General features: G+C 69.7%; 15 protein-coding genes and 6 pseudogenes. 9 read left to right on the forward strand and 12 right to left on the reverse strand.

What is annotated here, in order from left to right:
- Positions 1-95: 95 nt before the first annotated feature.
- The 3 genes and pseudogenes from ACWD3C_RS45970 to ACWD3C_RS45980 all read right to left on the reverse strand — a co-directional run.
- Positions 96-863: pseudogene (locus ACWD3C_RS45970) on the reverse strand (bifunctional DNA primase/polymerase); the annotation flags it as partial.
- A gap of 868 nt (positions 864-1,731) precedes the next feature.
- Positions 1,732-2,582, reverse strand: a pseudogene (locus ACWD3C_RS45975) (MerR family transcriptional regulator); the annotation flags it as partial.
- A gap of 222 nt (positions 2,583-2,804) precedes the next feature.
- Entirely contained in the window at positions 2,805-3,098 is a 294-nt protein-coding gene (locus ACWD3C_RS45980) for a hypothetical protein (protein ID WP_451154358.1), read from the reverse strand.
- 56 nt (positions 3,099-3,154) lie between these two features.
- Here ACWD3C_RS45980 and ACWD3C_RS45985 point away from each other — a divergent pair, with 56 nt between their 5' ends.
- Both ACWD3C_RS45985 and ACWD3C_RS45990 read left to right on the forward strand, forming a co-directional pair.
- Positions 3,155-3,925: a hypothetical protein gene (locus ACWD3C_RS45985; RefSeq protein ID WP_451154360.1), complete on the forward strand. Its 771-nt coding sequence runs from the start codon at positions 3,155-3,157 to the stop codon at positions 3,923-3,925.
- 106 nt (positions 3,926-4,031) lie between these two features.
- Entirely contained in the window at positions 4,032-6,008 is a 1,977-nt protein-coding gene (locus ACWD3C_RS45990) for a pentapeptide repeat-containing protein (protein ID WP_451154362.1), read from the forward strand.
- On the opposite strand, the gene ACWD3C_RS45995 is transcribed toward ACWD3C_RS45990, so the two are convergent.
- Together ACWD3C_RS45995 and ACWD3C_RS46000 are read right to left on the reverse strand one after the other, a co-directional pair.
- Positions 5,998-6,627 carry a recombinase family protein gene (locus ACWD3C_RS45995; RefSeq protein ID WP_451154386.1) on the reverse strand — a complete coding sequence of 210 codons (630 nt, stop codon included), beginning with the start codon at positions 6,625-6,627 and terminating at the stop codon, positions 5,998-6,000. The two genes, ACWD3C_RS45990 and ACWD3C_RS45995, sit on opposite strands and share 11 nt — an antisense overlap.
- A 15-nt stretch (positions 6,628-6,642) precedes the next feature.
- Positions 6,643-7,014 (reverse strand): hypothetical protein, encoded by a 372-nt coding sequence (locus ACWD3C_RS46000; RefSeq protein ID WP_451154364.1) that lies wholly within the window; start codon positions 7,012-7,014, stop codon positions 6,643-6,645.
- Positions 7,015-7,116: 102 nt separating this feature from the next.
- On the opposite strand from ACWD3C_RS46000, the gene sigJ reads away from it, so the two are divergent.
- Positions 7,117-8,034, forward strand: coding sequence for an RNA polymerase sigma factor SigJ (gene sigJ, locus ACWD3C_RS46005; RefSeq protein ID WP_451154366.1), 918 nt, complete (start codon positions 7,117-7,119; stop codon positions 8,032-8,034).
- A gap of 36 nt (positions 8,035-8,070) precedes the next feature.
- On the opposite strand, the pseudogene ACWD3C_RS46010 reads toward sigJ, so the two are convergent.
- Together ACWD3C_RS46010 and ACWD3C_RS46015 are read right to left on the reverse strand one after the other, a co-directional pair.
- A pseudogene (locus ACWD3C_RS46010) lies at positions 8,071-8,217 on the reverse strand (transposase); the annotation flags it as partial.
- Between the two features lie 191 nt (positions 8,218-8,408).
- The gene (locus ACWD3C_RS46015) at positions 8,409-8,882 is read right to left on the reverse strand and encodes a MarR family winged helix-turn-helix transcriptional regulator (protein WP_451154368.1); all 474 of its coding nucleotides are present in this window, start codon (positions 8,880-8,882) and stop codon (positions 8,409-8,411) included.
- Positions 8,883-8,966: 84 nt separating this feature from the next.
- On the opposite strand from ACWD3C_RS46015, the gene ACWD3C_RS46020 reads away from it, so the two are divergent.
- The 4 genes and pseudogenes from ACWD3C_RS46020 to ACWD3C_RS46035 form a co-directional block, all read left to right on the forward strand.
- A complete protein-coding gene (locus ACWD3C_RS46020; RefSeq protein WP_451154370.1) occupies positions 8,967-9,776 on the forward strand; it encodes an FAD-dependent oxidoreductase in 810 nt (269 codons plus the stop codon).
- The gene (locus tag ACWD3C_RS46025) at positions 9,689-10,216 is read left to right on the forward strand and encodes a ScbR family autoregulator-binding transcription factor (protein ID WP_451154372.1); all 528 of its coding nucleotides are present in this window, start codon (positions 9,689-9,691) and stop codon (positions 10,214-10,216) included. Before ACWD3C_RS46020 ends, ACWD3C_RS46025 begins: the two co-directional genes overlap by 88 nt.
- Positions 10,217-10,332: 116 nt before the next feature.
- Positions 10,333-10,509, forward strand: coding sequence for a hypothetical protein (locus ACWD3C_RS46030; protein ID WP_451154374.1), 177 nt, complete (start codon positions 10,333-10,335; stop codon positions 10,507-10,509).
- A pseudogene (locus ACWD3C_RS46035) lies at positions 10,506-10,583 on the forward strand (hypothetical protein); the annotation flags it as partial. The gene ACWD3C_RS46030 and the pseudogene ACWD3C_RS46035, both read left to right, overlap by 4 nt.
- A 961-nt stretch (positions 10,584-11,544) precedes the next feature.
- On the opposite strand, the gene ACWD3C_RS46040 reads toward ACWD3C_RS46035, so the two are convergent.
- Entirely contained in the window at positions 11,545-12,129 is a 585-nt protein-coding gene (locus ACWD3C_RS46040) for a TetR/AcrR family transcriptional regulator (protein WP_451154376.1), read from the reverse strand.
- An 83-nt stretch (positions 12,130-12,212) separates the two neighbouring features.
- Here ACWD3C_RS46040 and ACWD3C_RS46045 point away from each other — a divergent pair, with 83 nt between their 5' ends.
- Positions 12,213-12,860: an NAD(P)-binding protein gene (locus tag ACWD3C_RS46045; protein WP_451154378.1), complete on the forward strand. Its 648-nt coding sequence runs from the start codon at positions 12,213-12,215 to the stop codon at positions 12,858-12,860.
- Between the two features lie 75 nt (positions 12,861-12,935).
- Here the strand turns inward: ACWD3C_RS46045 and ACWD3C_RS46050 are convergent, their stop codons facing one another.
- From ACWD3C_RS46050 to ACWD3C_RS46060, 3 genes and pseudogenes are all read right to left on the reverse strand, one after another.
- Positions 12,936-13,493 (reverse strand): dihydrofolate reductase family protein, encoded by a 558-nt coding sequence (locus ACWD3C_RS46050; RefSeq protein WP_451154380.1) that lies wholly within the window; start codon positions 13,491-13,493, stop codon positions 12,936-12,938.
- Between the two features lie 129 nt (positions 13,494-13,622).
- Complete coding sequence (locus ACWD3C_RS46055) at positions 13,623-13,970, reverse strand: hypothetical protein (RefSeq protein ID WP_451154382.1); 348 nt, start codon at positions 13,968-13,970, stop codon at positions 13,623-13,625.
- A 45-nt stretch (positions 13,971-14,015) separates the two neighbouring features.
- Positions 14,016-14,279 (reverse strand): annotated as a pseudogene (locus ACWD3C_RS46060) (MerR family transcriptional regulator); the annotation flags it as partial.
- 141 nt (positions 14,280-14,420) lie between these two features.
- On the opposite strand from ACWD3C_RS46060, the gene ACWD3C_RS46065 reads away from it, so the two are divergent.
- On the forward strand, positions 14,421-14,678 hold the full coding sequence (locus ACWD3C_RS46065; RefSeq protein ID WP_451154384.1) for a hypothetical protein: 258 nt from the start codon (positions 14,421-14,423) through the stop codon (positions 14,676-14,678).
- A gap of 37 nt (positions 14,679-14,715) precedes the next feature.
- On the opposite strand, the pseudogene ACWD3C_RS46070 reads toward ACWD3C_RS46065, so the two are convergent.
- Positions 14,716-14,949: pseudogene (locus ACWD3C_RS46070) on the reverse strand (integrase core domain-containing protein); the annotation flags it as partial.
- Between the last annotated feature and the right edge of the window lie 119 nt (positions 14,950-15,068).

Below are 15,068 nucleotides of genomic sequence, written 5' to 3' on the forward strand. Positions count from 1 at the left end.
GCCAGAACCGATACCGGCCCGCCCTCAGCGAGGCCCCGACCGGCACGCCCACCCCTAATACGTCGGCACGGCCACCCCGATTACATCGGCACCCCGTTGGGTGGGGGCAGGTGGCCGGTGCGTTCAAGTTCCTGCGCAAGCCAGGGCGGGAGGGCGGCCGGCTGGCGGATGTCGTCGACCGGGGTGTAGGTGCCGGAGTTGGTGGTGGTGCCCGGGGCGATGATGTAGCCGCCGTGGGCGCGGACGTCGACCTGCCAGGCGAGCGCGCGGCCCGGGCTGGAGCCGCTCGAGCACTGCCAGCGGCGGAGGTCCGCCGCCCGGTACCACACGTGCAGGCCTCCGGACGGGGTGCGGACGCGGAGGGTGGACTCGTCCTCGGCAGGGCTGCGTACGCCTCGGAGGGCAGCCAGGACGGCGAGTGTGTGGAAGCCCGTGGACATGCCGGTCAGGTCGACGTGGTCGCCGATGGGGATACCGGGAAGGATCCGGTCCCGGCCGGGGGGCTGGGCCGTGTGGGCGTCGATGTCGATGACGACCAGGCCTGCGGGGCCGCACGCGATACCGACGCCGAATTGAGAGTTGGAGCCCCACCAGCGGCTGATGCGTCGCTGGTCGAGCGTGGCCGCGTGGAATCCGTGGCACCAGCGGCCCGCAGTCAGGCACCCGCAGCCGGTGGGGGTGTGGCCTGGCTGCCGACAGGCCTCGCAGTTGGCCGCCGGTGTCTTCCGGCCTGGGGCGAGCGGGTGCACGGGCCATCCCTGGCGGGCACACCAACGGGCCGTTTCAAGCGGCAGTTCAGCGACTGACGGGCCGGAGGCGGTCTGCCGTGAGTCGCTGATGGAAAGCTGCAGCTCAGCAGTCATGTACACCCCCTGACAGCGACCGAAGCGACTCAACAACGGACACACCTTAGCGAACACAGAAGGGGCGGGTGGGGAGGGCGTGCCAGAAGCAGGGAACCGCGTCGACAATTCGGTCGAGGATCCGCCAGCACAGCGACCGAAGAGAACGGCGCAGCGATCGAGGCGCCGTGAGTCGCTGTGTTACGGATTCCAGAAACATGCAGGTCACAGGCTCACAGACTCCAGATCAGCGACCGAAGCGACTGAAGCCTTCTGTATATGACACACACGTATGAGCTTGAACTCCCTCATATACGGAGACCTTTGGTCGCTTCGGTCGCTGATCCACAACCGCCGTGCCTCTGAGCTGTGTTTTTTCACGGCAGGTCGGGAGCGACTGATGGATTGCTGAGTCGCTCTGCTTCGGTCGCTGTGCCGGCGGTTGAGGCCAGCGACGCAAGCGACCAAAGCGACTAACTCCGCGACAAGCCCTCACCGGCACGCGATCCGCACGGATGCACTGCAAAACCTGCGTCGCTTCGGTCGCTCATGCGTCGGCAACGTGTCTGTGCGGTTCCTGGGCCAGTCATACAGTCCTGACAAGCTGTCATCTTCAGGCGCAGGGACCGACTGGTGTCACCGACGCTCACTGAAAGTGTCCCACTGCCCGCCAGCCTCGGACGAGGCTGAACACTCTGGACGTCCGATCGTGGCCCGCGACCACATTCGCTTCGTACGCGGAGGGTACAGGTACGACTACTGGGCCTTGGGTGCGGTGGATCAAGGTACAGTGCCCAACGGCCGCTGGGGGCACCGTGGTTACGTTCGTGCTGCACCATTCCGGGCTGATCTTGTCGGGCTCGCCCCGAGCGCCGATGCCAGTCAGCAGGTCCGTGGGGTGTCGCCGTCCTGATCGGCCGAGTGAAAGAAGTTCGATGACACGTTCCTCGTACCGGACGCGGGCCGGGGAGAAGTCGTACGGCATCTTGCCGATGGCCTCCACCGGGCTCATCCTCGCCTCGCCTTCCTCCTCGCCAGCGTGCTCGGCCTCCTGGTCCAGGAGGCCGTCGAGGGCCTCGTCCAGGCCGGATCTGTCGTGGTGGCTCCCAAGGCGGTCTCATGAGCACACCGCTGGGCAGCCAGGTCTTCGATGCGGGGGTCGTCGGGGGACATGGTGTCGGCCAAGGCCGCCTCGGCCTCGGCCAGGCGGTCTTCCTCGGCCCGCAGCTCGGGGTGGTTGGCCAGGACGATGAACCGGTTGGCCTGGACGGCGGCGCCCAGGGAGCCGAAGATACGCTCCGTGACCAGAAGGGTATCGAGATCGGCCGGGCGCAGGGCCCCGGGCGTCAGATCATGCAGGCGGCCACTGACCAGCGGTGAGAGCAGGCCCAGGGGGCTGCCCACCTCGCGGAGGCGGTGCACGGCGGCCCGCTGGGCTTCGATGGCGGCCGCCTTGGAGACGAGGGACTCCTCCAGCCGGGCCAGGGACTGCTCGATGCCGGTGGCGCCCTCAAAGCTGGCCCGGATGTCGTCCAGGGAGATACCCGCATCAGCCATCTTGCGGATCCGCAGCAGGCGGATCATGTCGTCGTATACGTAGCGGCGGCGGTCGTCGCTACCGCGTTCCGGTTCGGCGAGGAGCCCGATGGCGTGGTAGTGGCGGATGGCGCGGGGTGTGGTCCCGGCGAACGCGGCGGCATCGCCGATCTTGACCCGGCGGGGAATCGCAGGAAGGGGCATGCGCGGGAACCTCTCGATGTCGTGCTCGCCGCCTACTGGACCACATGCCGCTACGGCACATGCAAACCCCGCTGCCGTAGGCGCGCCCCGCGCTCCCGCACCATCAAGGGTCGTACGGATCGCTGCACGGGCAGAGAAAACGTCCCGGATAAGCAGACTTGGGAACAGAGCAGGGGTGGGGAATTCAGTCAATGAGTGCCATCAGGGCGGCAGCCTCCCTGGTCACAGGCGAGTGGTGAACCGGCCGTCGGGCAGTTTCCGAAGCCAGCCGCGGTCGGCCAGCCTGACCAGCTTCCCGCGCAACGGCTCCAGTCTGGCCCGCACGCTGACGTCCACCCCCAGCACCTCGCCGACCTGCCGAGCCATGACCGGCCCGGCAGCCTCCCGCACGACGGCCAGGATGCGCTGGTAGTCCGGCGGGAGCATGGTCTCCTCCACGCCGGACGTGCGGTGCGGGATCATCGTCACCGCCCGGCCGCCCACCTGGGGCTCGGGGAGTAGCGGAGCAGGGAACACCGATATGGCGTTCAGTTTGCTGAACGCCCGGTAGCGGTGTCGGGCGAGGTGGCAGGGTGTCGGGGGTGACGGGTGAGTGGCTGAGGACGTTCCGCCGGGAGCGGCGGGTGCTGGCGCGGGTGCGGCGGGCGACGTGGCGGCTGGAGCAGGCCGAGCGGGAACGGGACTGGGCCCTGGCCGCAGCCCGGGGCGAGAAGATGTCGGTGCGGAAGGTCGCCGAGGCGGCGGAGCTGTCGCCGACCCGGGTGCACCAGCTCACCAAGAACGCCGACGTCGATGCCCTGGACGCCGAGCTCGGACAGCTGCGTGCGGCGGGCTGGCCGGCCCCGGAGGACCCGGACGGCAGCGACGACGAGGAGCTGTCCGGCCGCGCGAGCATCGCCGAGCGTCTGCACGATGAAGTGGGGTGGCTGCGGCAGTGCGCCGAGTGGATCGACCACCTGGAGGCCAAGCCGTACCCGCCAGCCGCCAACCTCCGCCCCGAGGCCGACTTCCCCGACACGTGCGCCGTGCCGGTCCGGCTGCCCCGGATCGCGGCCATCCTGCGGCGGATCGCCTTCGACATCGACGAACTGGCCCGCGCCCGGCGCGTGGACGACCTGCAAGCCGCCCGGGTCGGCCATGACCCGCGCGCCGAACGGCGGCGCAGGCTGGCCGAACCCGACCTGAGCTACGCCGAGTTCTGCGACCGCACAGGAACCCCGTGGCGCTCCACCCGGCAGGGTGACCTCGCCTGGACCGCCTACCAGGCCGAACGCCGACGCCGCGGGGAGACCGACGAAGACCCCTTCACGGCGTACAACCCCTTCCGGCACGGCAGGCCCTGACCCGGGGAAACCCAGCGAACCCCTGTCGCCCGTCTGCCACCGCACAACCCCGGCAGACAGCGTTCCCTCAGCCCGTCACGAGCCGAAAGCCCGGAGTCCCCAGGCCATGAGCACACCACCGGCCCCCGCACCCGCCCCGCCGTCCTGGCCGCACTGCGGACACGGCGCCGACCCCGCCACCGACCCCGTCGGCTGCCGAGGCATCCACGTCCCCGGCCACACCGCATGCCTCGCCCACCTGAACGACACCGACCGCACCACCTACCTCACCGGCCTGACCCCGGGCGCGGACATCGACCACCGCGGCACCACCTTCACCGAACCCCTCCTCCAAGCCCTCCTCCAAGCCCTCCACGACCCCACCACCGGAAACCCCCACCTCGGCACCGCCGACTTCAACGGTGCGCAGTTCTCCGGCACCGCCGACTTCAACGGTGCGCAGTTCTCCGGCACCGCCTGGTTCGTCGGTGCGCAGTTCTCCGACACCGCCGGGACCGCCCGGTTCGTGGGTGCGCAGTTCTCCGGCACCGCCGACTTCAACGGTGCGCAGTTCTCCAACGCCTGGTTCAACGAGGCGCAGTTCTCCGGCACTGCCGGGTTCATCGGTGCGCAGTTCTCCGGCACCGCCTGGTTCATCGAGGCGCAGTTCTCCGGCACTGCCGGGTTCGGCTGGGCGCAGTTCTCCGGCGACGCCGACTTCAACGGTGCGCAGTTCTCCGGCGACGCCGGGTTCTACGGGGCGCGGTTTTTGGCCTTCTCTGGCACTGCCGGGTTCGTCGGTGCGCAGTTCTCTAGCACCGCGCTGTTCACCGAGGTGCACGTGACCGGGCACGCCGTCTTCGACTGGGCGACGTTCTCTGGCCCCACCTGGTTCGACGACGCACGGTTCGCCAGGCACGTCGCATTTGTCGGAGCACGATTTGCTGTGATGACACGGTTCGGGCCCGTGGTGTGCAGCGGGACGGTGGATCTGTCCGGTGCGGTGTTCGAGGTTCCCGTGACGCTGGAGATCGCGGCGGGTGACGAGGTGCGCTGCGTCAGGACGCGCTGGGAGTCGACGGCAACGCTGCGCCTGCGTTACGCGACCGTGGACCTCAGCCACGGGGTGCTGTCGTTCCCCGTGGCGGTCACCGCACACCCCGCTCCCTTCATCAACATCAAGACCGATACGACGGTGGCCGAGGATCTGCTGCAGACTTCCGAGGCCGGGGTGCGGGTGGTCTCGGTACGCGGGGTGGACGCCGCACACCTCATGCTGACCGACACCGACCTGAGCGACTGCCTGTTCGCCGGCGCCTTCCACCTCGACCAGCTCCGCCTCGAAGGCCGCTGCACCTTCGCCCCCACCCCCACCGGCCCCCGCCACCGCCACCACATATGGCTCTGCCGGTGGAGCCCCCGGCGCACCCTGGCCGAGGAACACCACTGGCGCGCCCAGGCGTCTGGCCAGTCCGCCATACCCCCGGGCCAGGCCCCTTCCCCCCGGCATTGGCGCACCGGACCGCACCACCCAGACCCCGACCTGGCCCCCGACCCGGAAGACGTCGCCGCCATCTACCGGCAGCTACGCAAGGCGTTCGAGGACGGCAAGAACGAACCCGGCGCCGCCGACTTCTACTACGGCGAGATGGAGATGCGCCGCCACGACTACACCGGCACCCCGCCCGGCGAACGGGGGCTGCTACGGGGGTACTGGTTGCTGTCCGGTTACGGGCTGCGTGCCTCACGCGCCCTAGGGTGGCTGGTGGCTGCCGCGGCAGCCACCATCGTGCTGATGATGGGGCTTGGCCTGCCCGACTCATCCCCGAAACAGACAGCCACCGGCACCCTTCCGGCCAACGGCGGACCGGTGACGCTGATCGTGGACAAGCAGGACCCACAGCTGACGCTGCCCGTCGGAGACCGATTCACCGGGGAACGCTTCGACCAGGCCCTGCAAGTGGTGCTGAACTCCGTCGTGTTCCGCTCCAGCGGCCAGGACCTCACCACCTGGGGCACCTACACCGAGATGGTCAGCCGCTTCACCGAGCCCGTACTGCTCGCGCTGGCCGTCCTGGCCATGCGCAGCCGCATTAAACGCTGACCCCCACAATCACCCACCCCCTGTTCAGTAAACTGAACGCCGTAGCGGTGTTCCCTGGTCCGCTGCTCCCCGAGCCCCGGATAGCCCCGCGGCTGACGTCGTGCTCGCGGGCGAGGCTGGCGATGGACTGACCGCCCAGGTACGCCGCGCGCACGCCGTCGGTCTTCTCATTCTTGACGGCCGGGCGGCGCCCGCCCTTGTTGCCCTTCGCCTCGGCGGCCCGTAGCCCGTCGTAGGTCAGTTCCCGCTGGAGGTCGCGCTGGAGTTCACCGGCGGCCGCGAGGGTCTGCACCATGAACTTCACGGTGGTCAGCAGCTCTCCGGTGCGCGGGTGGCGTGCGGTGAGGTCCATCGCGGAGAACGTGCCGTCGTGGATGCGCAGGGCGAGACGGCCGGTGTGCAGGACGTCCAGCACGTCGAGGATGTGCCCGGTGCCGCGTACGAGGCGGAACATCTCGGAGTTGTGCACGGCGTCGCCCGGCCGCGCGTAGGTGAGCAGCTCGCTGAACTTCGGGTGCTGGAGCGGGTGCAGACGGCTGGAGGTGCCGGGCTCCTCCTCGAAGGTCACTGGGTCCTCGATCCCGGCCTCGGCGAGGACGAGGTTCTGGCGGTGGCGCAGTCCCCAAGGCGAAACTCAGTAGCGCCGGGACAGCGTCAGCACACTCAGGCCGAACATCATGACACCCAGGGGGAGATGGACCGACGGGACGTGCGCGATGCCGAGCACGACCTGGACCGAGGCGAGTACGAGGAAACCTGACGCATGCCAGACAGGCCGGGGCGAGCCGCCGCCCGGCTTCCACGACAGCACCGCCGCGAGCACATACAGCATCGACGCCCCGTACATCACACGGGCTCCGACACTGTGCAGCACCTCTCCGTAGGACGAGGTCAGCAGCAGTCCGGCGGAGACCGCCTGAAGGAAGATGGTCAGGGTCTGCAGGGCGATCGCGATCTGCAGGAACGAGGAGCCGCGCGGTGCGTTCGCCGTCGCCTGAGTGGCCATGTCACAGTTCCCCTTGTCCGCCCTCGGGCAGTAGATCGATAAGGTCTCACCAGACCGACGACGCGGGCCTGCGAAAGGTAAGGCGAGGGGGCGGCCGGAAGCATGGGGACTGTCGGGAACAGCACAGATGAGATAGCCGGCGAGCGACGCCAACTGATCAATGTCGCTTACCGGTTGCTCGGTTCGGTGACCGAGGCCGAGGACGCCGTGCAGGATGCCTACGCACGCTGGTACGGGCTGCCACGAAGCCGGCAGGAGGAGATCCTGTCCCCGGGTGCCTGGCTGACGACGGTGACCGGCCGCATCTGCCTGGATCTGCTCGGCTCGGCGCGGGCCCGCCGTGAACGTTATGTCGGCGCGTGGCTGCCCGAGCCGCTGCCCGACCGCGCCGAGTGGGACCACGCGGGCGGCACCGGCCCCACCGGCCCTGCGGACCCTGCCGACCAGATCGTCCTGGACGAGTCGGTGTCCATGGCCTTCCTCGTCGTCCTGGAGTCGATGACGCCCGCCGAGCGGGTGGCGTTCGTCCTGCATGACGTCTTCCGGTACCCGTTCGCCGAGATCGCCGGCGTTCTCGGCCGGACCCCTGCGGCCTGCAAGCAGCTGGCGGCCTCCGCCCGGCGGCGGGTGAGCGTCGCGCGCGCTCCGGTGACGGCGACCGGCCAGGCCGACGTGGTGAGGCACGTCAAAAAGGCATGGGAGAGCAAGGACATCGCAGCCCTCGTCGGTCTCCTCGACCCGGCCGCCGTGATGACCGCCGACGGCGGCGGCATGGTCGGCACCGTCCTGCGCCCGGTCGAGGGCGGCGCGCGCATCGCCCGGTACATGGTCGCCATTGCTGATATGGCTCCGGGGCTCGAACTCCTGGAGCGGTCGGTCAACGGTGTGCCGGGCCTGGTGGCCCAGCGTGCCAGCGTCGTCATGACCGTAGCCTCGTTCGACGTCTCCGACGGGCGCGTCACCCGGATCTGGGCGGTCCGCAACCCGGAGAAGCTGCGGCCGTGGGCGCGGGAGGGCTAGCCGGCCCTCGCTCGGCAGAGCGTGCAGTCGCCGCCGGCAGATGAGCGCGCATCCGAGGGTGAGGAATGCTTCGTGGATGTCGTCGCGTACCTCCCAGCGGATCCGCAGGCGGCGGAACCAGTGCATATGGGCGAACGCGCGCTCCACGACCCACCGTGGGGCGCCCAGGCCGGAGCCGTGCCGTATGCCTTGCCGGTGGCGGGGTTGGACATCCGGCTCGCAACCGGCGGTCGTTGATCAACAGAGTCCGGTGGCGTGTCCGTACCTGCGTTCCCTGGCGGAATCCGCCCCATCTGTCCAGCGTGGTTGTCCAGTTCGTGCAGGGATCGGCCGGCACCGCCGCACGGCCTCGCCTCCAGCGGTGCCGGTCGCTGTCACGTGTGCCCGGCCATCTCACCGGTGGCCTCCCGCTGGATGGCGGCCGACCGGCGCAGGAAGTCGAGAATCACAGTGAGCTGCTCGTCGGAGTAGTCGGCGTACAGCGCTTCCAGCCCGGCGACGAAGGTCGCGAAGAGAGCACCGAAGCTCGCCACGTGTTCCCGGTTGATCTCGACGATCACCCGGCGACCGTCGTCGCGGTCACGCGCCCGACGGACAAATCCCTTGCGCTCCAACCGGTCGATCAGTCCGCTCACCGACGCGGGCGCCAGCCCAGTTCTCGCGGCGATCTCGCCTGCGGTCAGGGCCCCCTCCCGTTCCAGCAGGTCGAGAGTCTTCTCCTCGGTCACACCCAGCCCCATCCGGGCACCGACAGCGGAGTGGAACATCACCGCGGCGTTGCTGTGCTCGCGGCCCGCCTGGTGCAGCGCGGCAAGCAGCTCACCGCGTCGATCCGTGTCCCTTGACATCCGAGCCACCCTCTCCATATATTTCGTTCGACCGAACTAAATAACTGTGTGTTATCAGACTACCGGTCAGCGGCGGAGGCCACAATGACGAAGGCATTGCTCATCGGCAGCGGAATCGGCGGCCTGACCACGGCCCTGGCACTGCGGCGTGCCGGCATCGAGCCGGTGGTGTACGAGGCGTACAGCCGGCCCGCCGACTACGCGGGGTTGTTCCTGAACACCGCCTCCAACGGCCTCAGCGCGCTGCGGGCCATCGACATCGACATCGCCCACCAGGCCGACGGATCCCCCATCCCGCGCATGATCATGTGGAGCGGCACCGGGAAGCGGCTCGGCGTCGTCGCCAACGGAACCGCACTGCCGGACGGCACGGTGAGCGTCTGTGTCCGGCGCGGCGAGTTGCTGAAGGTGCTGCGCGCAGAGGTCCGCGCCCGCGGCATCGCCATCGAGTACGGCAAACGCCTCGACACCTACCGGACCCTGCCCACCGGCGTGGCGGCACGGTTCACCGACGGTACCGAGGCCACCGGTGACCTCCTCATCGGCGCCGACGGCATCCACTCCCGTACCCGGCGCCTGCTCGACCCCGAGGCGCAGGCCCCGCGCTTCACCGGGCTGCTCAGCATCGGCGGGTACAGCCGCGGCACCGGGCTGGCTCCCACTACCGGCGCACAGCACTTCATCTTCGGTAAGTGGGCCTTCTTCGGTTACCTGGTCCGGGAGTCGGGCGAGACCTACTGGTTCGCGAACCTGCACCGTCCCGACGAACCGAGCCGGCAGGAGCTGAGCGCGACAACGCCCGACCAGTGGCCAAGATCGTGGAGCGGTGCGGGACCACTCCGGGCGCGGTCTACTTCCACTTCAAGTCGAAGGAAGCGCTGGCCGACGCCGTGATGGAGGCCCAGTCGCGCACCATCCTCCCGCGCCTCGAGTCACAGCGCCTGCAGCGCGTGGTCGACGCCACCATCGTCTGGGCGCACCAGCTCCAGACCGACCCCCTGCTGCGCGCCGGGGTCCGTCTCACGAGCGAGCGGGGCACCTATCAGGCCCACGTGGGTTCGCCGTACGAGTCCTGGGTGTCGATCCTCGGTGACGACCTGGAGGAGGCGCAGCGCGCGGGCGAGCTGCAGCCCGGGGTCGAGCCCCGGGAGCTGGCGGAGTTCATCCTCGAGGCGTGCACCGGGATGCAGATGTACACCGCCGCCACCACACGCCGGAGCGACCTCCCGGTCCTGGTGGAGCGCATGTGGCGTTATCTGCTTCCGGGTGTGGCGGTGCCGGCCATGATCACGCAGGTGCTCACGCATTCGACGTGGACGCTCGAACTCACGTGACGCTCTGCCGGGCGTCGGCCCCGAGGGTGCACCCGGCCGGTCTCCGCCCGGCCCGCACACCCCGGGGCCCTGCCGGGCCGTGACTCGTACGGGCCGGGGGCGCCGGTCCGCTGCGTGTGGTCATCGTGACGGCCTTCGGCCTCGACGCGTACGTGTACGGCACGCTGCAGGCGGGTGCGGCCGGGTTCGTCCTGCTCGTCCTGAAGGACGCGGGTCCCGTTCTGCGGAACCCCTTCGCCGCGGCCCGGCTTGAGTCTCCCGTGTGGGGGAGAGACAGGAGGCTGGGGGGATGAACGGCGAGACGCTCTTTTCGAGAGGTGAGCTGGCCCGGCGGACTGGGCTGACAGTGAAATCCATCAGGTTCTACGCGGATTCCGGGCTGGTGCCCCCCGGCCGACCGCACCGGGGCCGGGTACCGGCTGTACGGTGCCGACGCCGTCGCCCGTCTCGAACTCGTCCGCACGCTGCGGGAGCTGGACATCGGGCTGGCCGCGATCCGTGAGGTCATGGCGCAGGAGACGTCCCTTGCCCGGGTGGCGGCGACCCATGCCGAGGCGCTGGACGTGCAGATCCGTGTGCTGCGCCGACGCCGTGCCGTACTGACCACGGTGGCGAGGCGCGGGTCGACGGCCCGGGAGGTGGACGACCTGCACCGGCTCGCCCAGCTGTCCGTCGCCGAGCGGCGGCTCCTGATCGACGACTTCCTGGACTCCGTGTTCGACGGCCTGCACGGGCATCCCGCGTTCACCGGTGTCCGGCGGTCGCTGACACCCGAGTTGCCGGACGATCCCGAGGCCGGGCAGATCGAGGCGTGGATCGAGCTGGCCGAACTCATCGACGACCGTGGTTTCCGCGCCACCTTGAACCGTATGGCGCAGGATCTGGCCGCCGACCGGGCCCCGGACGACACCTCGGGCCTGCCCCGCATCCTCGCCGAGGCGGTCCGCGCCCAGGTCCTGCCCGCCCTCGCGGCCGGCACCGGAGCCGACACCCCGGAGGCCGCGCCGATCGTCGGCGCCCTCGCAGCGCACTACGCGGGCATCCTCGCCGAAATTCAGCCCCTCCGGCGTTTGAGGAGCGGGGGTCCGGGGGCTGGCCCCCGGGGCGGTCGGCCGGACTTGCGGCTTCCCCAGCCAGCCCGTCCGGCGCTTGAGGACAGCTGTCCGCAGGACTTTCGGGAAGGGGCGGGGAGGGGATCCAAACGAGCCCGTCCGGCGCTTGAGGAAGAGCCCGGAGGGCGATCGGGGGAACGGGGGCGGAGCCCCTGGGGGTGGCTCCGGGTTCTTCGCGGACTCCCAGCGCGGCCGGGCACCCCCATGAGGGCTTCCTCAGCGCTTCCCGCCCGCCCCGGGCGGAGCAAGTGGAAGGAACGCGCCAAGCACCGTGCGGATGTCCGGGCGGGGGTCGAAGTCCGGTTCCGGCGTGGTGATCTGATGGAAGATCAGGCCGTCCAGGTGGTCGAAGAGGACCCGGCCGTGGTCGCGCGGCGCCGGTGAGCCCGCGTTCTCCAGCCAGACCGAGGTCAGCTCGATCAGCGCCTGCCGGGCCCTGACCAGGGGTTCCCGTACCTCGAGGCGGGCGATGCCCTCCAGGGCCAGGGCGTAGCCGGCGGCGGAGCGGTGGCGGGCGGGGCCCAGGGCGTGCCGGACCGTGTGCGCGAGGGCGTCGGCGAGGGCTTCAGGGTCGCCGGCGGCCGGGGCCGAGGCGAAGTGTCTCCAGTCGCGGGCGTCGAGCTCTTCGAGGTGCGCGACCACGCCGGTGACCAGGAGCGCGCGGCTGCGGAAGTGGTTCGACGTGGTGCCCGCGGGGGCGTCCGCCGCCTTGTCGACCGCCTGGTACGTGAGGCCGCGGAGCCCGCCGGTGCCGAGCACCCGCACTGCCGCGTCCAGGACTTGTTCCCGCCTGCTGGGCATGCGCCCCGTGCCTTTCGTCGACCCCGCCGTCCATCCGTACTATAAATATAGTGCGGATACTACAAACATAGTAGCGTCGGTGTATGCCGAGAAGAGCGATCGTCGTGGGCGGTGGTGTCGGGGGCCTCGCCGCCGCCGTGCAGTTGCGGGCCGAGGGCTGGGACGTCGAGGTGCACGAGCGGGCCCCCGCCCTGCCCTGTGCCGGGACGTCGCTCGGGCTGTGGCCCGGGGCACTGCGGGCACTCGACGGGCTGGGGCTCGGCGGTGCGGTGCGGCGGCTCGCCCGGCCCGCGGCGTACGGCAGGTTCGTACGGGCCGACGGCGGGCTCATCGGGAACGTCGACATGGCCGCGCTGCGCCGCCGCACCGGCGATCCGGTGCATGTCACGGCCCGGATCGCGCTGTTGGAGACCCTGGCGGGGGCGCTTCCCGAGGGGGTGATCCGGTACGGGTCCACGGTGGGCGATGTGCGGGAGCTGTCCGGGCAGGACGTGGTGATCGCCGCCGACGGGCTGCGCAGCCGGGCCCGTACGGTGCTCTTCGGGGACGCTCACCGGCCCCGCCGGTCCGGTGTCACCGCCTGGCACGGCACCGCGGACCTCGACACCGACGGGATGACGGAGACCTGGGGGCGGCGGGCCCGCTTCGGTGTCCTGCCGCGCGCGGGCGGCCGTACGAACTGGTTCGCCTGCGCCCCCGCTGCGCGGTGCAGCCGGGGCGAGAGTCCTTGAGCCCTGAAATTGTCCTCAAGCGCCGGACAAGCTGAAAGATCAGCCCGCCCGGCGCTTGAGGACGGCCGGCACAGCTCAGCGGGTCCGGTAGCGCACGTACATCACGCCACTGTCGAAGGCCCGCTCCTCGACCAGCTCAAGGTCGAGTCGCACTCCGTCGGGGAAGAACCGCTTGCCGCCGCCGACCACGGTCGTGGTGACGAACATGTGGTACTCGTCCACCAGGCCGACCTCGATCGCCTGCGCAGCCAGCGTCGGGCCGTCGACGGTGAAATCGCGTTCGGCGTCGGCCTTGAGCTTGCGCACCGCCTCCGGGTCGAAGCTCCGCTCGAGGCTGGTCTTCGCGCTGGACACCGAGTCGAGCGTCGTGGAGTACACGATCTTCTCCGCGGCCTGCCAGTCCCGCGCGTACTGCAGGATCTGCGGCGGCTGGTCGGGCTCCTCCAGCGCGGTTTCCCAGTACAGCATCGTCTCGTACATCCGCCGGCCGTAGAGGTACGTGCCGACGGGGCGGAAGAGGTCGTTGATGAAGGTGTGCACCTCCGGGTCGTCGGCCCCGGTGCCGATGCCTCCCTCCGTCGCCGACACGTAGCCGTCGAGCGAGGTGACCATCGAGTAGATGAGCTTTGCCATGCGTCTCCTTCAGGTACGGGCGTGTCGGCCCGTGACCGGTTCTGCAGGTGGTGACTTCCGCACGACCCGAAACTCATCGGTCGGCCGGCCGGCGATGTGCCGCGCAGGTCCGCCGACCCTGCGCGACCGTCAGTCCGAAGAGGGCGGGCCGGACTTCCATGCGAAGGCACCTGCTGTGCGCGTTGCCAAAGATCCGTTCTCCCAGGACCCGGTGATGTCTGTCCAGTCGCTCAGGCGGGCGTTTCGCGCACCGTGCTCTGCCGCCTGGTCATAGAAGAGCCGGAACCTGTAGACCCGGTCGTCATCGGAGATGATCTGGCCGTCCTCGTGATCGGGGCCCTCTTGCAGGAGGTCGACGACGGTCGTCCGCGCAGGATCGAGCCCCTGCTCCGTCAGGATCTCCCTCAGCCGGACCCACAGGTCGAAGGAACTCGACCGCAGAAGCTCTGTGTACTGGACGACGATGCGCGACACCATGGGCTCATGATCCGGCCGGCTCCCGGTACGAGGAAACACCCCTGCTCAGGCCACGAGCAGCCGAAGGCCCAGATCCGCCGCGTCCAGCTCCGCGAGGGCACTGTTGCGGGCGGCCCACCGGCCGGAGGCGAGGTCGTCGCCGAGACTCCGTACCGCCCGCTCCTCCGCCTCCGGACCCACCCGGGTCCAGACCGAGACGGCACGGCGTACGTGGTCCTCCAGGTACGCCTCCGGGCGGCGCCAGTACGCCTCGAACAGGCCGTCCGCGCAGTCCCACGGGACCGGCACCGGCTCGCTGCGGGCGCCGAGGCCGACCTGAGCGCGCTGCCCGCCCATGCCCCCAAGCCAACTGCAGTCGTCACCCTCAATGAGAACCCGCGCATCACGAAGCAAGTCCAGCGCATCGCCGAAGCTCGCGAATGGATCATTCCGGCGGACAGCCCTGACTTGGTGACCGTCGTGGAAATTCTCAGTGCGTTGAGCGCGCTCGGCTATGTCCATATTGCCGACCGGCTCGAGGACTATGCAGAGGTCGCGGAGAGGGCTGCGCTCATCGACCGAGAGAGCCTCCGCTCCTGCGCCGGATCGGAGAGCCTGGGCGAGAGCCTTGTGATCACTGATGTGCTCGGTGACAAGTTGCTGAGTGCTCTGCGCCGACTCGCACAAACAGGTCAAGCAGACACGCCCGCCGGCGACGCTGCAGCCTAGGACCAGCGAGCACGCTGCCTTGCCCCCGGTGCCCGCTCTAGGTGTACTGACCCGTGAGGTTGGGGACGCGGCTGGCTGGTGGTTGGCCGTTGAGCGCGGTGTGTCCGCGGTGGTGATTGTAGGTGTGTAGCCAGACGGGGTATGCCTCGCGTCGCTCGCTCTCGGTCCGGTATGCCTTCGCGTAGGCCCATTCGTCCAGCAGGGTCCGGTTGAACCGCTCCACTTTGCCGTTGGTCTGCGGCCGGTAGGGGCGGGTTCGCTTGTGTGAAATACCCTGCTCTGCAGGCGAGTTGCGGAGCAATGCTCAAGACCTGTGGATCGGCCTCGGGAGGGGTGCCTCGCGGAACGCGGAGGGCGTACCTTCCCGAGTGATCGATTGATGGTCACCGA

It is taken from the genome of Streptomyces sp. NPDC002845, from assembly GCF_053591955.1.